Origin of the sequence: Runella limosa DSM 17973, from assembly GCF_000482465.1 — a bacterium.
GTDB lineage: Bacteria > Bacteroidota > Bacteroidia > Cytophagales > Spirosomataceae > Runella > Runella limosa.
In genome coordinates this window covers 240,347-259,148 of record NZ_KI519426.1, presented here as the reverse complement: position 1 = coordinate 259,148, position 18,802 = coordinate 240,347, and the positions used below count along the sequence as shown (strand labels likewise).

Genomic DNA, 18,802 nt, shown 5'->3' with positions numbered 1-18,802 from the left:
TCATGTCAATACTTTTATCCTTACTTTCCTCCCGTTTTTCGGAAGTAATTGTCGGCTTCTCGTTTGTAGAAAGGTGCAAAACTTGGTGGCACCGTGCGCAACAACTCCGTTTGGCGTTGCTTTTCTTTCACGTATTGTTCAAAAGCCGCAGGCGGTGTTTTTGGTTGAGGCTTGGCCGTTTCCGATTTCCGCTGGTTGTCTTCTTCTTGCTGACGTAGCGCTTTTTCCGACTCCAACAACCGCGTCACAATCTCTTCTTGGCGTTTTATCAAATTAGGATTTACCCGTTTATTCACCAAATCGGTTTCGGTTTCGTCCATTTTTTGCATCAAATCTTTGACTTCATTGCCCAACTTTTTACCAGCTTCCGTTCCTTTCTGAGAGTCCATCAGTTCTTTCATCATCTGGCGAATCATGGCTTGTTCGGCCGCCATTTTAGCTAATTGTTCCGACATTTGGCGTCCTCCCATGCCACCTTGGCCTCCTTGCTGGTTTTTCTGAAGTTGCTGAATCCGCTGGTTCAGTTGCTTTTGTAAATCACCCATGCTTTGCCCTGGGTTCTTACCTTTTCCTTTTTTACTACCTTTCCCTGGCATACTCATGGCCATCATGGCCGCTTGCATTTGTTGAAGGGTTTGGCTCAACATCAACGACAGATTGTTCATCGACGTCATCGCAAATTGCTGCTTGCTGGTGGCCATATTCAGGCGGCGTTCGCGAATAAAACGCGTACTTTCGGTCATGTGAAACTTCATGTCGTTCAGTTCGCGGGTAACAAAAGTCTGAATTTGCATCACTCGTTTTGCCAACGCGTAGAGGCTATCTTCAATCACCTTGGCATCGTCCTGTAGCTTGAGTTGGTCTTGTGCCAATTTGATAAAACGAGGATCTTGCAGCCCTACGCCGCGAAAATCTTTCATTACGCGTTCTTGGTCAAACGACAAATGAATGAGGTTTTCGAGAATATCGCGGAGGTTATCAATGTTTTCGTCCATCGCTTCCATTTCGGCACTTTCCATCGACTCCTGCATTTTTTGCGCCATTTTTTTCATCGACTTCGCGGCATTTTTCTGCGACTTCGAAGCGCTCTTGTTTTGCTTTTGCTGCAACTCTTTCGAGCTGTTATCTTGTTCTTGATCGACATCTTTTTGGTCTTCTTTGCCCGTATCAATGTCATTTTTATCGTCTAATTCTTCATTGAGCTTTTCGAGTTCTTCAATGTCCTTCTTGGTTTCGTCAAATTCCTTGTTTAGCTCTTCCTGCTCTTTTTTAAGCTCTTCTTGTTTTTGCTCCTGTTCTTTGTTTTGACCGTCTTTATTTTGTTGGTCTTTTCCCTTTTGGTCTTTCTCTTTCTGCTCTTGTTCTTTGGCCAGCTGCTCGGCTTTTTCGGCAAGTTTTTCTTCTTTTTCCGCCATTTCGTTCAAATCCTTCTGAATCTGCTCCGCCTTTTGCTGCACCTGCATTTGTTTGAACATCTCAAGGGCCTTCTCAATTTCCTTTTGCGCGTTGAACTCCTTGTTTTTCAACTTGTTCATCAACTCCTGCATTTTATCATCACGCTGTTGTTGATCGAGTAATTTCTCAAGTTGTTCATACAGTTTTTGCGTTTCTGGGTCGAGCAATTCCTTCATCAGTTTTTGCAACTGTTCCATTTTTTGCTTCATCTCAGGGCTTTGCTCCGAAAATCTATCTTGCTTTTCTTGCGAAGTTTGCGCTTGTTCCTGCATACTTTTCATGTCGTTTTGCAGTTCATCGCGTTTTTTCAACAAGTCTTCAATTTGTTTTTTGTCCTTGAAATCCAACTCTTTTTCGCTCTTCAAACGCTGGTCGAGTTTTTCGATTTCTTTTTGTAAACTCTTAGCTTTTTGAAGGGTTTTGTTGATTTGGGCTTCGGTTTTTTCGGCCGATTTTTCGGCTTCAGCCCGCACCTCTTCTTTCGACGGAACGGCAAAATCAATCATGCGCGACTTCGCGGATTTAGGCCCGTTTACGCCGTCATTGTCCCATACCTGCACATAGTACTCGATGCGGTCGCCAGGCGTCAGACGGAGGCTATCCACATACCACTGAAAATAGAACGTTTGGCTCGTAGTAGATTTATTAAAAGGAATACTAAATCCTTTATAAGCCACCTTTTTAGGGTCGGTTTTATCGGTTTTGCGGCGCAAATTATAAAACACCCGTAGGTTAGAAAAACCGTAGTCGTCGGCTATGTTTCCTCCCAACACAAAATAATTATACAAGGTCGTATCTTGGTAATTCTCAAGGGTCAGTGTTGGGTGCTTGTCGTTGATGACGTTGAGGAAATAGCTAATTTTCTCGCGGTTTTGCGAATCATCGTTTTTGAGTTTGATTTCATAATTTCCCGAGCGGCGCACCGTACGTTTAAACTCGTATCCTCCCGTCAGTTTGCTCTCGGCAGTATAGGCTTTTTGGTCACCTTCAAAAGCCAATGACATGTCTTTGGTAGCATCTGTATTAAAGTCCCAACTAATGGTTGTTCCTTCGGGAATCGTCAAATTCCCCACGTTGCTTAACTGTTCGGCGGGTTTTCCCAAATATGCAGGATAATTTAAAGTAACATCAAAAGAAAGCAAACTTGGGCGTTCGGCCACGGTCAATTCATACTCTTTCGACTTATAACCCGCTGCCTCAAATTGAAAATCAATCGGACGTTGTACGTTTTTGAAGGTATAAGAATACGTATTGTTGTCTTCGGCATCAAGTTTAAACTTCGCCTTGTTATGAACTACATAAACAGCTTCTGGCAAAGCCCCTCCTGCCAACGACAACCGAAGCGTAAAATCCTCATTACGAAACGCTTTTAAGTTTGGATTATCTAATTGAAAAGTAAAAGGAGCGTCATTAAATTCTTTTTCAAAGTGAATGATACGGTCAGAACTGCTTGCAAAAAAGCGGGGATTGATGATCAAAACCAACGCAATAGCGGCCAAAGGATAGACTGCGTATTTGAGGTAACGGCGGTTTTGTTCAATTTTGATGGCATCCGAAAACCGAACAATCATCAATTGCTTCGATTTCTGTTGAATACTCGCTTCAATCAAGTCCGTTTGCTGTCCCGACAAGCCACGAAGCTGGAGGGTATTGACAAGTTTATCACCAATTTCGGGAAAAAAACTTCCAATTTGGCTGGCGGCTTCTTCGTCTGACAGTGATTTACGCAACCCCCACAAATGAAAAATGGGGATGGCTACCCAGCGCACAAGGGCATAGCCCAAGATGCCGATAAATCCATAAAAAAGCGCAGCACGTACGCCCGAACTAAATCGCCCAAAGTACTCTAATGTGTTGACAAACAGATAGGCTGACAAAACAAAAGCGGATGCAAAGATGACGCCTTTTATGAGCTGATTGAGGTAAAATTTCCGTTTGTACTCACCAATGCGCTCCAGCAGTACGGAAAGGGTTGGGGTTGTCATAAACTCGATTTTTTTATTGGCTGGTGTTTAGTCAATAGTAAAATAACTCCTTGTACGAAGATACGTTTAAAGATAACGCAAAAATGATGCAAAAAGTAATGGTTTGCTAGAAAGATTCTGCGGATAACGCATTTTGGGGGACATCTGTGGTCTTTTTGCCGACGATTGCTTGGGTTTGTTTTCTTATTATGTTTCAAAAAAATACCCCGTTATTCTCCAGGCTTGTAGGTTCGTTCGGCATTTGCCAAAACATCCTTTTTATAAAAAAAGATTTCCTTAAACTGCGCATTGATATATCCATTGATTTGATCGGTGTAATGAGGCGAAGTCGAGTCTGTACTGGCGCCTCCTGTCAATACCGTTTTGGCTTTCAACACTTTACCAAATTCAACTGCTGCCACAAACGTATTACCTGTGACGCCGTAACGCGCCTTGGTTTGCGTTGCTTTCCGACTCACATACGCATTGAGTGAGCCCATATACCCTGGTGTAGCAGGCACTGCCCAGCTTTTCTCTGCGTCACTAAAAGGTTTCCCATCCGCTAGGCGCTGAAAACGATTGATTTTTCCCCAAGAAACTTCCCAAGTACCAAAGTCTTTCCGCAAATCCATCACTACCTGACTAAGCATTTTTACTTGTTCGGCAGACGACAAAAAATCAACCGACAAATTAGATCCGTTGGTTACGGAGTATTGTTCTTCGTTGGTGATGGGTCTTGGCAATTTGGCCACGTTCATTTGCACCAATCGTTCTGTCCATAATACGGCCAAGGTCGTTGCCACGGAGGATGTGTCAGTACGATAATCCCAAATGCTCAACGTTTTGATTGTCCCTGCCAAAGCCGCAAAAACTGTATCATTTTTTACCGTCTCGAAAGATGCAATCAGAGAAGGAATAAAACGAGCAGCATTGGGCAAATAAGAATCGTGAGCTGCCTTGATTACGTCGTCCAAAGTCGCATTTTGAAGTTGACTTAACACCCGAACGGCATTAACCGCTCTTGGGGTGTTTCCGTCGGGAAGCATATAAATGGGCTTTCTATTCATAACTGAATCAAACTTTCCTGCGGCATACAAAGGCGTGGAATTACAGTTTTGAAGCCAACCATTGGTAGGATTAATGTAATATGGCAATTCCTCCAATGCGTGCGTTCCTTGCCATTCCGTTTCTTTAATACTGCCGTCCACTTGGCGTTTCCAATCGTAGGAAGGGTTACGTTTTGGCACAAAATTGCCGTGCCAGTAACCAATATTACCATCGCGGTCGGCATAAACGATGTTGTTTCCTACCATCACGCGTTTGTTGAGCACCTTGGTAAATTGCGTCAGGTTTTTTGCCTTCATTTTCTGCCAATTTACTGCCAACAAATCAATATTCGACTCTTGGGATTTGAGACTTATCCACTTTTTATTGCGTACTGCCACCACTGGGCCGTGGTGAGTACGGTAGATAGTGAATGTTTTTGACAACAACTCCCCTCCTTTTTTGTATTTCAGCGTCACTTTTGAACTATCAACTGCTTTCGATTTACCATCGTACTGATAAACATAGCCATTTTCTTTTCGCGTTACGGTTTCGGCGTACAGGTCTTTCCCATCCGACAGCGTAACGGGGTGCATCCAGCCCAAATATTCGTTGAATCCCTGAAAAATATTGAATTGCCCCAAAAACGGAGCTCCGTAGGAATTAAGTCCTTCTTCGCTCACGAGGTGAATTTCGATACGACCATAAAACTCGGAGTGGGGGTTGATGAGTAAAATAGCGTTTTTGTTTTGTGTCCGTGAAGGAGCAATCGCCCAGCCATTTGACCCACCCGCTTGCTGAAAGTCATGTTCAAGTGACGAACTTACCGAAGTAAAAGAAACGCTGGCATCTTTCCCGTAAAATGCCCGAAATTCGGCCTCGGTCAAGTTACTGTTGGCAATGGAAGGGATGTTGTTCATCAGTGCCATCCAAGGCTCAACGCGAGTCAGTAACCTAGGCTTTATTTGAGGATGCGAAAGCAAATAAAAATTGATCCCAGCGGCGTAGGCGTCGCACAATTTGCGCAACCATTTGGGAGAGCGATAGTAGAGTTGAAGCGCTTTGGTAGGGTCAATAAACGTTTTTGCCCATAAATCTTGGTACAAATCCGATTCGCCGTTCACTTCTGCTTGTCGTCCAAGTCTAACTATTAATGAGTTTTCTACTTTACTAAAAAACTCTTCGCACTGAACGTACATCATCCCAAACACGGCGTCTGCGTCGGTTTTAGTATATACGTGAGGCACCCCCCACTTGTCTTTGACGATGGTGATTTGGTTGGCTTGCTGTTGCCACTTGGCGATTTCTTCCGTTGAGAAATTTTGGGCAAAAGCGAACGATTGTACTAAAAAACCAATAAGGGTTGGAAAAATAAACCGCTGAAGCATGATGAAGAGTAAAGTTTAGGTTAACGAAAAAATCAGGTTTTAACTTGTTTATCTGGAATTTGTGCGTTAGAATTGCTTACTATTCCGAGTAAATCTACTGAAAATATCCTTGCCATGAAACCTATCTTACTTCCATTAACTGCATCAAACGTTTGCAAATGGCTTTTTTTAATTTTGACAAGCATTCTGGGCACCCTTCCTACGCAGGCCCAAACCATTACCGACAATGCCTTCGCAGGAGCCATCCGAGAGGTCTGTCCAACTTGTATTGACGACGCCAACAAGCTACTTTTCCCCGCAACGACCCTTACGTCTTTGGACATCTCCAACAAAGGAGTGAGTGACTTAACTGGGATTGGTGGGTTTACATCTTTAAAGTCCCTGAATTGTCACAGCAACAAACTCACTCAATTACCAACACTTCCATCTACCCTGACGACCCTCCAGTGTGATGTCAACCAAATCACGAGTTTACCAACTTTACCTGCTGGTTTGACGACGCTGTCTTGCAGCTATAATCAGCTACCATTTTTGCCCAATCTTCCCAATACCCTAACGGCCTTGGCCTGCAACAACAACCAACTTACCAACTTACCCGACCTCCCAAACACGCTGACATCGCTCACGTGTTCCAACAATCAGTTGGTAGCCCTGCCTAATGCCTTGCCTGCGGGTCTTAAAACATTGTTTTGTTTATCCAACAAACTCACCCAATTACCAACCCTACCCAATAGCCTAGCAACCCTATACTGTCAGGAAAACCAAATCAGCTGTTTGCCCGCCTTGCCCAGTTCTCTGTCAGTTTTATACTTAGATGCAGATAAAATTAGCTGCCTACCCACGGCCATAGCAGATTTGAAGGTTTATAATGCCAAGGGGAATCTTGTGGAAGGGATGGGGGCTTGTGTGAAGATAAGCAATCCAGTTTTACTCACTGCAATTAAAAATAACTGCTCGGCTTGTTTTGACAACTGTAATAATTTGACTCCCTATGCGTTCACTTTAACATATCTTAGCCTTGATGGACTTCCTACTAACTCACTTAACGGAATTGAACATTTCAAGTCCCTACAAAACCTTTCATGTCGCTATGCTCAACTAGAAAGTTTACCTGATAATCTGCCAAATTCATTACTTCGTCTTGATGTTCAGAACAATAAAATTACATCATTGCCTATTCTTCCTCCAAACCTTCAATTTCTGCAACTGGCACAAAACAAACTTACCAAAATAGACACTTTACCCGCTGCTCTTAACCAATTATATTGTAATAATAATTTAATTACCTTTTTACCAAAACTCCCCCCAACACTTACACTGCTAGATTGTAGTTATAACCTCCTTCGTACTTTACCTGCGTCATTATCTAATCTGAACACACTTATAGCCTACAATAACCAATTAATTGAGATCCCCCCTCTTCCTTCTCGATTAGGTACGTTGGATGTCAAATCTAACTCACTTACCAAGTTACCTTCTTTACCATCTCAACTTACATCACTTTATTGCGATAATAATTCAATTACGTGTTTACCACTGCTTCCTAACTCAATTTATAGCATTTCTATTAATAATAACCCCATAAGTTGTGCTCCAAATAAAATTAGAAGCACCACTATCTATCTCAATGGGAAAGAGCTCCCGCTTTGTGGTATAGCTAACATCAATCTTATTGCTGCTGTCCAAAAAGTATGCCCTTCTTGTTTTGATGAATGTTTAAAAATAAAAGAGCAAGAAATTGAGAAAATTACAAATCTCAATTTATCAGGGCAGAATATTTCATCGCTTGAAGGAATTGAGATGTTTACATCACTTCAGTCTTTAAACATCAGCAATAACCCTATCACTTGTCTCTCTAATATTCCTAAAAACTTATTGAACATTACTATTGATACCGACAAAATCACTTGTATCCCAGATTCATTGCCAGAGTTAAAAGTGTATAATTCAATAGGCCAACTTGTACCTACTCCTGAAAAATGTGTCAAAATTTTAGACAACATATTAGCAAATAGTATCCGTAATTCTTGTTATAATTGTATAAATGAGTGCAATAATCTTTTACCGCCTTCTCAATCTTTGACTTGGCTAACAATCTACCAAACGAAAGGCATTGATGAGTTATCAAAACTAAGGGCACTAACCAATTTAACATGCTATAACTGTGAAGGAGAAAGGCTTCCTAAATTGCCTAAAAATTTACGTTCACTGACCTGGTCGAGTGGAAAATTAACGCATATCGAAAATTTACCTGATAGTTTAATAGAAGCTAGTTTTTCAGCAAATAAAATTATTGAAATAATAAATTTACCTATTAATTTGAGAATATTATCTTTACAAGATAACAAGTTAAAATCTCTTCAAAATCTACCTAATTTTCTACAAAAAATCGACGTTTCTAGCAATCAAATATCTTTTATTGATAAACTTCCGAATACACTTATCGAGCTTAATGTTCGATTCAATCAACTAAGCTCACTACCAGAACTACCTTCGTCTTTACAGGTTATAAATTGTAGCCAAAACCCACTAATTACTTGTTTACCTTTTCTACCTAAAGGGTTAAAACGTCTAGAAATATACGGAAATGCTGCAATCAAATGCCTTCCCAATAAAGTTGACAATCTTATCCTAAACACTAATTATACAAATCCACTACCTCTTTGCAGTTTGGGCGATCCAAATTTAATCATGGCTATTCGTGAAGTTTGCAGTAATTGTTTCAATTCGTGTATCGAAATTAACCGTGAAGAAGCTTTAAAAATAACAAGTCTTGACATTTCAGGCAAAAGTATAAACAGTTTAGTCGGGCTTGAGAACTTTCCCAATATTGAGACGTTAAATGTAAGCAACAATAATATTATTTGTATTCCATTTTTACCCGAAAGTCTCCTTTCATTGACCATTGATACTGAAAAAATAACCTGCTTACCTGCCCACAACTCCAATCTCAAAGTGTATGATAAAAGTGGGCAATTGATAGACACACCCGTATTATGCCCAGAACGCATTTCTGATATTAACTTTGTAAAAGCAATCAAACAACAATGCCCAACTTGCTTGGATGATTGTAACAATCTCTTACCACCCGCCAAAGCACTTGAAAATTTGAACATCTACGGCAATGAAATAAAAAATATAACAGGAATCGTTGGATTTCAATCACTTAAAACTTTAAACTGTAGCAACAACAAATTAACATTTCTTCCAGAACTGCCAAGTAGTTTAACTTCCTTAAATATATCCAATAATTCAATAAAAAAATTCAATAAATTGCCTAAGAATATAAATTATTTAGATTTTTCTTCAAACAATTTGTTAGAAATAGAGGAACTACCGTCTTCAATTACCAACCTTAACTCCAATTACAATTTGCTAACCACTTTACCTAAACTACCTCAGAGTCTTACTTATTTATATTGTAGCAACAATAATCTAACAAAACTTCCAGAGCTACCTTCCGAGCTATCAATAATTTCGCTCGATCAAAATCCTCAGCTAGAATGCTTACCATTCCTCCCCCCAAAATTAAGAAATATTAGTATTTATAACACAAAAATAACCTGTTTACCAAATTCGGTACGTGAGATTTATGTAAACGCAAATTCTTCTCTTCCATTTTGCGGAATTTCAGATTCGAATCTACAAAAAGCTATTGCGGAGAATTGTCCGAGTTGTTTTGATGATTGCATGAGAATAAATTCTATTGAGACTCAAAAAGTAAAATCATTGACCCTCTCAGGAAAAAATATTGACAAAATTGTGGACTTGCATTTTTTCCCAAATTTGGAATCAATTGATATTTCTAACAACCCTGTCATCTGCCTTACTCCCTTGCCGAACTCAGTATCTTCAATTAAAATTGATGAAGAAAAGATCAAATGTGTATCTAGTGAAAATTTGAATTTAAAAGTTTTCAATTCAAAAGGTGAAATAATCCCTAAGCCATCTGCTTGTAGTACTTTTATCCCAGACATAAATTTTGCCAATGCAATTCGGAGAAGCTGTTCAAATTGCATTGACGATTGCAATTATTTATTACCACCTGCCGCATCACTCACTTACTTATCAGTAAGTTATAGTCGTATAAATGATTTGACTGGTATTGAGGGGTTCGCGTCTCTTCATTCTCTGTATATTACTGGAAATTTACTCAAAACTTTACCCAAATTACCCCCTACTTTACGCACGCTGGAAGTAAGGTCTAATGCTTTACAATCCATTAGCTCTCTACCTAATAATATTACTGAATTATACATCAGCAATAACTCTTTAACACAATTACCTGCGCTTCCAAACAGTTTGCAAAGGCTAGATTGTGTCAACAATAAAATTTCAACAATTCCAACTCTACCCGCTTCTTTGACTGAACTACGCTGCTCGTACAATAAAATCACCTGCCTTCCATCCCTGCCCTTTTCACTGAACTATTTAGAATTTGATAATCATAAAATTGGGTGTTTAAAAAACCTAAAAAGTGGCATTTCTTTACGGACTCCGTCAAGTCAACAACTTACCACCTACCCCGAATGTAGCAACCCCATTATTCTTTCGGACGTCACTGCCAATGTCCCTAATCCTGTGATACCAAACACAACAGTTTCGTTGGTTGTAAAGCGCAACTATACAGGTACGGTAGCAATAAAATGGCAACGTAAGAAATTAAACGACAGTGATTATTCTGACTTGAAAATTGATACCATTTCGACCGCAGCAAACGCTGACTTTGTCTATACAATCGCCAACGTAACTGTCGCCGACAATGGCAGTGAGTATCGGTTGGTGGTCGCTTCTGCTTGTTCTGGAACTTTCACGGCAAAAGCGTTTACGATGGCGGTTAAAGACGAATCGCTCTCTCCACCGACAATCACAGCAAGCCCTCGTGATACGGTATGTTTAACCCAAACGATTCGGCTCACCTCCAATTGTCCCCCCAACACTTCTACTATTTGGAGCACAGGAGAAAATGCACCATTTATCGACATCCATTCGTCCACGCAAACAAGTCGGACCTTCACGGCAAAATGCAGTACAGGCGCCATCCAATCGCCCGAAAGCCCCGTTAAAACCATTTTTTGGAAACCTTTTGAGGTAATTCTCATCAACATTGGCCAGTCAAAAAGTGCAACCAAACAGGGACAAAACATCACACTTTCTGCTTGGAACTCGCAATTTGTTACCCCCGACAATGGCCCATCTTTGGCCTTTAGCACACAAACAACCCCTAGCATCTATTATCTCGATAATCCCAACAAAATTCAACCTCGTTTTTGGACAGCTTACGTTGATATTTGTGATGTTTCTAGCGAAGGTTCTGTTTCATTTGACATGCTGGCGACCCCCGAGATTGGCATTCCCGTTTCCTTCAATACCCATGAAAATAATGCACCCTATTTTATGTATGCCAATCGGGATGGATTTACGGAGTTATACGCCCAAAACCACCCTAATTTTGGATTCTACGCAGAAAACGAAAACAAACAAAACCGCTACGACGATGGTCTGCCAGCGGGTTTGTACAAACTCAGTATTCGTTATTGGACGCAAAAAGGGATGGGACTAACCCCTTCACTACGGTTTCCTCAGGGGACATCCATTTCCTATCAAGAACACTGGTTTCGTATTCAATCAAAGGTGGGAAATTCCTCAGCTAGGCGCTCCGTTGATTCATCGCCAGATGCTTCATCATTCAGTATTACGCCCAACCCAGCCGCTACTACCGCCGTTCTCAGTGTGAAACAAGCCAAGCAACAAGAAATTCAGTGTGAATGGGTGGACGTTACTGGGCGGGTGCATCATAAAAGCCAATTTGTCGCCGAAACAGACAATCACACGGAGCAGCTTAACATCACTAGCTTGCCAACGGGGCTTTATTTCCTACGAATAACCACCCCAACCCAGCAAGTAAATTTGAAAGTAACCAAACTAGATTAACCTCCCCAAAGCCGACCAACCGTCGGCTTTTTTTATTACTTTCGCCCTCCTAAACTGAACCATTTCAACCCCATGAAACGATTTTTGTTGGCCTTTTCATCGGTAGTTTGCCTGAGTTTTTGTGCCTTTGCTCAACCTGCACCCAAACAAGCGCAGTGGTCAAAATTATACATCGCTCCTGACAAACGGGTCATTTCGCGTGGCGATGGCAAACCGTTCTTTTGGTTGGGGGATACCGCTTGGGAATTGTTTCATCGACTCACCAAAGAAGAGGCTGATTTTTACCTTAAACGCCGCGCAGAACAAGGTTTTACGGTCATTCAGGCCGTGGCTTTGGCAGAGTTTGACGGGCTCGGGCAGCCCAACCAATACGGACAGCTTCCCTTGAAAAACAATGACCCTTCGCAGCCCAATGAGTTGTATTTCCAACACGTTGACTATGTGGTAAACAAAGCTGCATCGTTGGGGCTAGTGATTGGCATGCTGCCTACGTGGGGGGATAAATTCAACAAAAAATGGGGCGTTGGCCCCGAAGTTTTTACACCCGAAAACGCCCGAATATATGGTCAATGGCTTGGAAAACGTTATAAAGGTAAGCCCATTGTTTGGATTTTGGGCGGCGACCGTAACCCCGAAACTGAAAAACATTTTTCTATCATCAATGCCATGGCTGAGGGCCTCAAAGCAGGCCACGGAGGCACCCAACTTATGACCTATCATCCAACAGGGGGTAGTAATTCGGCCGCGTTTTTCCACAAAGAAAACTGGCTCAATTTCAACATGTTTCAGTCGGGGCACTCGGCCAAAAACGCCAAAAATTACGTTATGCAGCGCCAGAATTACCAACTTTTTCCCGTAAAGCCTACCCTCGATGGTGAACCACGCTACGAAGACCATCCGATTGATTGGAAACCTGAAAAAGATTATTTCAATTCGCACGATGTTCGTCAGGCCGCTTGGTGGGCGATGCTTTCGGGCGGCGCAGGCCATACTTACGGCGACCATAACGTTTGGCAGTTTTTTGACCCCAATCGCAATCCCGCCATTTCGGTAGCCCGCACGCATTGGCGGGCAGCCACCAATCACGAAGGGGCTTGGCAAATGGGATACATGCGTAAACTTTTTGAAGCCTATCCTTGGGCACAACTAATACCCGACCAGGGCATTCTGAAAAATGACAACTCCGAAGATGCTGGGTATCAAATGGCTGCTGTCGGTGAAAATAAAGAGTTTATGTTTGCCTATTCTCCAACAGGAAAACCATTAAAAATTGACCTTGCCAAGTTCTCTATACCTCAACTCAAAGCCACTTGGTTTAACCCCCGCGATGGTGTTTCTACGCCGATTGGAGCGTTTAAAAACGAAGGTATTCAAGAATTTAAACCTCCCGTAGCCTGCCCTACCTGCGATTGGACTTTGGTTATAAGTAATAAATAAGAAGCAAAGGACAAAAAGTAAGACCCGAAACAGAAAACTGGAAACCCCAAACAGAAAACCCGAAACTGAAAACAGATAAATGAATTTCCCCTTATTTGTAGCACGCCGTTATTTTATTTCCAAGAAAAAAAACAGCTTTATTAGTATTATCTCTATCATTTCGATGCTGGGGGTATGTGTCTCAACGATGGCTCTAGTTGTAGTAATGTCCGTATTTAATGGCATGGGAGAGCTAAATCGACAGCTATTTCGGAGTTTTGACCCCGATCTTAAAGTTACGCCCGCTCAAGGTAAGCGGTTCACTATTCTGCCACAACATTTAGACAAAATAAAGAAGATTAAAGGAGTAAAATTCGTAACTCAAGTAGTAGAAGACAATGCCTTAGCCACCTACGGTAATCGTCGTGTAGTGACCAAAATTAAAGGAGTAGATGAAACTTTCACCCAACGGCATCAGCTTGATACCGCAATGATTGAAGGCAAACTTGCCCTTGTAAACAACGGCGAACCCAAAGCGGTAGTAGGCGGAACAGTCCAACAACTATTGGGAATTTCGGTCAACGATGTTTTTACTCCGCTTGAGCTTGCTTACCCTCGTTCGGACGTAAAAACGCTTAATTTGACCAATGCTGACGCTTTTAACCAACAAATTATTCGCGTTGGTGGAGTCTATATGTTGGAACTGCGGTTTGACGATTACGTAATTGTACCCCTCGAATTTGCCACCGGGCTTCTTGGCTATGGCAACCAACGTTCAGCACTTGAAATTCAACTTCAACCTAACTCAGACTCCAATCAAGTAAAAAACGAGATTCAAGACCTACTTGGAGATACATTTGTTGTGCGCACCCGCGATGAGCAAAATGCCGACCTTTTACGCGCCATTCGCATCGAAAAACTGTTTGTCACAGTCTCTCTTGGGTTAATCATTTTGGTGGCGGCCATCAATATTTTCTTTTCACTTTCGATGTTGGTGATTGAAAAACGAGACGATATTAAAATGCTGTTTGCCATGGGCGCAAATGCTTCTACCGTCAAACGCATTTTTTTGTTAGAAGGTAGTCTAATTGCATTCACAGGAGCACTCTTTGGATTATTTTTGGGAATCGGTGCCTGTTTATTACAAAAACAATATGGTTTGTTCTCCATGGGCATAGTGAGTTCGGTGGTAGATGCTTATCCCGTAAAAATGGAATGGCCAGACTTTGTTATTACGGCTGTCACCGTCATTTCCATCACGATTTTGGTGTCGTTTATTCCCGCTCAACGTGCAAGCCGACTTTAATTTGAGGCTGACATTTTGACCGAAACAAGCAATCAAACCCTTAAAATGTCATTAAACTGCTGACAAAAAGCTAATTTTGTAGAAAATTCCCGAAGTGGGTGCGATATTTGTGCTATAGAAAAATACATAAACCGTTGGCCTTTGTTGGTTGACTCATACAGTAACAATGATTAAATTCCTCACAAAAAGTTTTTCTGGGCTGTTTGGGACCAAATCGGAACGTGATTTGAAAGAACTTGCCCCCTACGTGGACAAAGTAAATGCCGAATTTGCTAAACTACGTACACTCAGCCATGACCAGCTTCGAAACGCAACGCAAGAACTCAAGACTTTTATTGCGAATGAACTCAAGGCCATCGACGACCAAATAGACGCGCTGCGCCAGCAAGTGGCTACCAATACCGACATGGACGTTGATGCCAAAGAGAACATTTTCAAAAAAATTGATAGCTTAGGGCTTGAACGCGACAAAGAGTTGGAAAAAGTCCTGATGCAGATTTTGCCCACGGCCTTTGCCATTGTCAAAGAAACCGCGCGTCGTTTTACCGAAAATGAAAGTCTGGAGGTCACTGCCAGTCTCTTAGACCACGAACTCGCAATTAGGAAAAATCATATTACCATCGACGGCGATAAAGCTATTTGGAGAACGACCTGGGATGTGGCAGGCCACCCTATCAAGTGGAACATGGTTCACTACGATGTTCAAATCATCGGGGGAACGGTATTGCACCAAGGGAAAATCTCCGAAATGGCTACGGGTGAAGGTAAAACCCTCGTTGCAACGCTCCCTGCTTTCTTAAATGCCATTGCAGGACAAGGCGTTCACGTCGTGACGGTCAACGACTACCTTGCCCGCCGCGATAGTGAGTGGAATGCTCCTTTGTTTGAGTTTCATGGTTTGCGCGTTGATTGTATCGACCGCCACCAACCCAATACCTACGCTCGCCGCCAAGCCTACTTGGCTGACATCACTTACGGAACCAACAACGAATTTGGTTTTGACTACCTTCGCGACAACATGGCGCACTCGCCCGAAGAGCTTGTGCAACGCAAACACCACTTTGCAATGGTCGATGAAGTTGACTCCGTTTTGGTGGATGATGCCCGTACGCCTTTGATTATCAGCGGCCCTGTACCGCGCGGCGACGAACAAGACTTTGCCGAGCTAAAACCCCGCGTATCGCGCATTGTCGAAGCCCAAAAACGTCTCGTGACAGATTTGCTCAACGAAGCCAAAAAGAAAATTGCGGCAGGCGACAAAAAAGAAGGAGGTTTGGCCCTTTTCCGCGCGCACCGTGGTTTCCCAAAATACAAACCGCTTATTAAGTTCTTGAGTGAAACGGGTATCAAAACCCTCATGCAAGAAACGGAGAAAATCTATTTGGCCGAAAACCAAAAGTTGATGCCAGAAGCCGATGCTCCACTCTATTTTACCATTGAAGAGAAAAACAATAGTATCGAGCTTACTGAAAAGGGGCTTGACTATATGACAGGCTCGGCCGAAGACCCTAACTTCTTCGTATTGCCTGACTTGTCGATTGATTTGAATGTGATTGACAAAGATTCTGAGCTTACCGATCAGCAAAAACTTATTCGTAAAGAAGAAGTTTTGCGCGATTATTCGGTCAAAACGCAGCGTATTCACACAATCCAACAGTTGTTGAAAGCCTATTCGTTGTTTGAACGTGACGTGGACTATGTGTTGATGGACGGAAAGGTAAAAATCGTTGACGAACAAACGGGCCGTATCATGGAAGGCCGTCGTTGGTCAGACGGATTGCACCAAGCCGTTGAAGCCAAAGAAAACGTAAAAGTAGAAGACGCTACGCAGACTTACGCCACGGTTACGCTCCAAAACTACTTCCGTATGTACCACAAGCTTTGCGGTATGACGGGTACTGCCCAAACCGAAGCAGGTGAATTCTGGACGATTTACAAATTGGACGTTGTTAGTATTCCTACTAATATCTCGATTGCGCGTAAAGACGAAGAAGATAAAGTATATCGTTCGGTACGGGAGAAATACAACGCCGTGGTGGACGAAATCGTTGAGCTGGTGGGCAAAGGACGCCCAGTGTTGGTGGGTACAACTTCGGTCGAAAACTCAGAGTTATTGAGCCGTATGCTTACCCTTCGTAAGATTCCACACCAAGTCTTGAACGCCAAACAACACCAACGCGAAGCCGAAATTGTGTCGGAAGCAGGGAAACCTGGTACGGTTACGATTGCGACCAACATGGCAGGTCGTGGTACCGACATCAAGCTTACTCCAGAGTCAAAAGCAGCGGGAGGTTTGGCTATCATTGGTACCGAACGCCACGAAAGCCGCCGCGTTGACCGTCAGTTGCGGGGGCGTGCAGGTCGCCAAGGAGACCCAGGAACGTCGCAGTTCTTTGTGTCGTTGGAAGATGGGCTGATGCGTATGTTTGGTTCTGACCGCATCGCAGGTGTGATGGACCGCATGGGCTTGGAAGAAGGCGAAGTGATTCAGCACTCGATGGTGTCAAAGTCGATTGAAAGAGCGCAGAAGAAAGTCGAAGAAAACAACTTCGGTACACGTAAGCGCCTCCTCGAATACGATGACGTCATGAACATGCAGCGTGAAAGCATCTACAAACGCCGTCGGAATGCCCTTTTTGGAGATCGCCTCGCGATTGACATTGCTGACACCATGTACGATGTTTGTAACGACATCATCAATAATACCGAAGGTAGCTACGAAGAACTTGAATTGGCCGTCATCACCAATTTTGGCATTGAACCACCATTTACGCGCGATGACTACAACAAGCTTAAACCTGAGCAACGTATTCAACGCTTATACGAAGCAGCTGAGAGCCATTATGCGAATAAAAATAAGTTCATTGCAGAGCAAGTGTTGCCTGTTTTGAAACAAATCCATGAAGAACGCGGTGGTACCATCCAAGAAATCGTAATTCCTTTCACGGACGGTATCAAAGGCACGCAAATTGGCGTCAATCTCGTGAAAGCCATTGAGTCAAACGGACGTGAGATTGTTCGTGAAATGGAGAAATTTGTGGTGCTTTCGCTCATCGACCAAGAATGGAAAGAGCACCTTCGCGACATGGACGACCTCAAACAGTCGGTACAAAACGCGGCTTACGAACAAAAAGACCCATTGTTGATCTATAAGTTTGAGTCGATTGAGTTGTTCAAGAAGTTGATGAGCAAAGTCAATTTTGAAACGGTAAGTTTCTTGGTAAAATCGTTCATTCCTCAGGAAGAACCACCGCAGCAGCAATCGCAACGCCAAGTGCGTCAGCCTGAGCCAGAACTTCACACCAACCGCGAGGATGAGGAGTTTGAGGAAGTAGGCGGCCCAGATGCTTACGCCGCTCGTCAGACCGAAAAAACGATGCCTGTACGTGCCATTAAAATCGCCGACCGTAACCAAAAAGTGACGGTTCAGTACCGCGATGGCCGTGTGGTGAAAGATGTAAAATACAAGAAAGTAGAACACGAAGTAGAACGCGGCGATTGTGTCGTGATTGCCTAAGTTCTACTATACCGAATAAAGAAGAAAGCCCCGACCGCATGGTCGGGGCTTTCTTCTTTATTCGGTTGATAATCGGGTTGTGAGCAACCCTCTTCACGTTTATCGCGAACCAAAAATAGCGCTACCTACGCGGACGAGCGTACTTCCCTCTTCCACCGCAAGGGGATAATCACCACTCATTCCCATCGAAATTTCTTGCAAATCAACGTTTGGGGGAAAAGCGGCAGATTGGTTTTTGAGCTTGTCAAAAAGCTGTTTTAACCCTCTAAATTCCAACCGCACTTGGGCTTCGTCATCGGTATTAGAAGCCATACCCATCAGCCCTACGATACGCACATTTTGCATTGATTTTAACTCCTCCGAAAGCAATAGCGCCTCTAATTCTTCCTCCGAAAGTCCAAATTTTGTTTCTTCTTGGGCAATAAATACCTGCAACAAACAGTCAATCACTCGGTTGTTTTTGGCTGCTTGTTTGTTGATTTCTTGCAACAATTTCAGGCTATCCACCGAATGAATCATGGCAACAAAAGAAGCCATGTATTTGACTTTATTGCTTTGTAAATGTCCAATCAAATGCCATTCAATGTCTTTCGGCATTTGTTCGTATTTACCCACCATTTCTTGTACCTTATTTTCTCCATACCGCTTAAAACCAGCTTGATACGCTTCCATGAGCATCTCAACAGGCTTGGTTTTGGTGACAGCAATGAGCCGTGCAGCAGGTGAAATTTCGGTTACTATTTGTTGTATATTTTCAGCAATACCCATCCTTCTTTGG

Annotated in this window: 7 protein-coding genes; 4 read left to right on the top strand and 3 right to left on the bottom strand. The window is 42.7% G+C overall.

All coding sequences use genetic code 11. From position 1 onward, the window contains the following. Positions 1-20 precede the first annotated feature (20 nt). Both K339_RS0125855 and K339_RS0125850 read right to left on the bottom strand, forming a co-directional pair. On the bottom strand, positions 21-3,440 hold the full coding sequence (locus K339_RS0125855) for a DUF4175 family protein (RefSeq protein WP_028526199.1): 3,420 nt from the start codon (positions 3,438-3,440) through the stop codon (positions 21-23). 209 nt (positions 3,441-3,649) lie between these two features. Then, positions 3,650-5,851 (bottom strand): penicillin acylase family protein, encoded by a 2,202-nt coding sequence (locus K339_RS0125850; protein WP_028526198.1) that lies wholly within the window; start codon positions 5,849-5,851, stop codon positions 3,650-3,652. A gap of 114 nt (positions 5,852-5,965) precedes the next feature. On the opposite strand from K339_RS0125850, the gene K339_RS36790 reads away from it, so the two are divergent. From K339_RS36790 to secA, 4 genes are all read left to right on the top strand, one after another. Further along, positions 5,966-11,785 carry a T9SS type A sorting domain-containing protein gene (locus tag K339_RS36790; protein ID WP_157607749.1) on the top strand — a complete coding sequence of 1,940 codons (5,820 nt, stop codon included), beginning with the start codon at positions 5,966-5,968 and terminating at the stop codon, positions 11,783-11,785. 72 nt (positions 11,786-11,857) lie between these two features. Beyond that, positions 11,858-13,222, top strand: a complete 1,365-nt coding sequence (locus K339_RS0125825) for a glycoside hydrolase family 140 protein (protein ID WP_211243844.1) — start codon at positions 11,858-11,860, stop codon at positions 13,220-13,222. A 79-nt stretch (positions 13,223-13,301) separates the two neighbouring features. Next, complete coding sequence (locus K339_RS0125820) at positions 13,302-14,507, top strand: ABC transporter permease (protein WP_028526192.1); 1,206 nt, start codon at positions 13,302-13,304, stop codon at positions 14,505-14,507. A 166-nt stretch (positions 14,508-14,673) separates the two neighbouring features. Continuing rightward, complete coding sequence (gene secA, locus K339_RS0125815) at positions 14,674-18,024, top strand: preprotein translocase subunit SecA (RefSeq protein ID WP_028526191.1); 3,351 nt, start codon at positions 14,674-14,676, stop codon at positions 18,022-18,024. 99 nt (positions 18,025-18,123) lie between these two features. On the opposite strand, the gene K339_RS0125810 is transcribed toward secA, so the two are convergent. Then, positions 18,124-18,792 (bottom strand): YggS family pyridoxal phosphate-dependent enzyme, encoded by a 669-nt coding sequence (locus tag K339_RS0125810; protein WP_028526190.1) that lies wholly within the window; start codon positions 18,790-18,792, stop codon positions 18,124-18,126. Positions 18,793-18,802 lie beyond the last annotated feature (10 nt).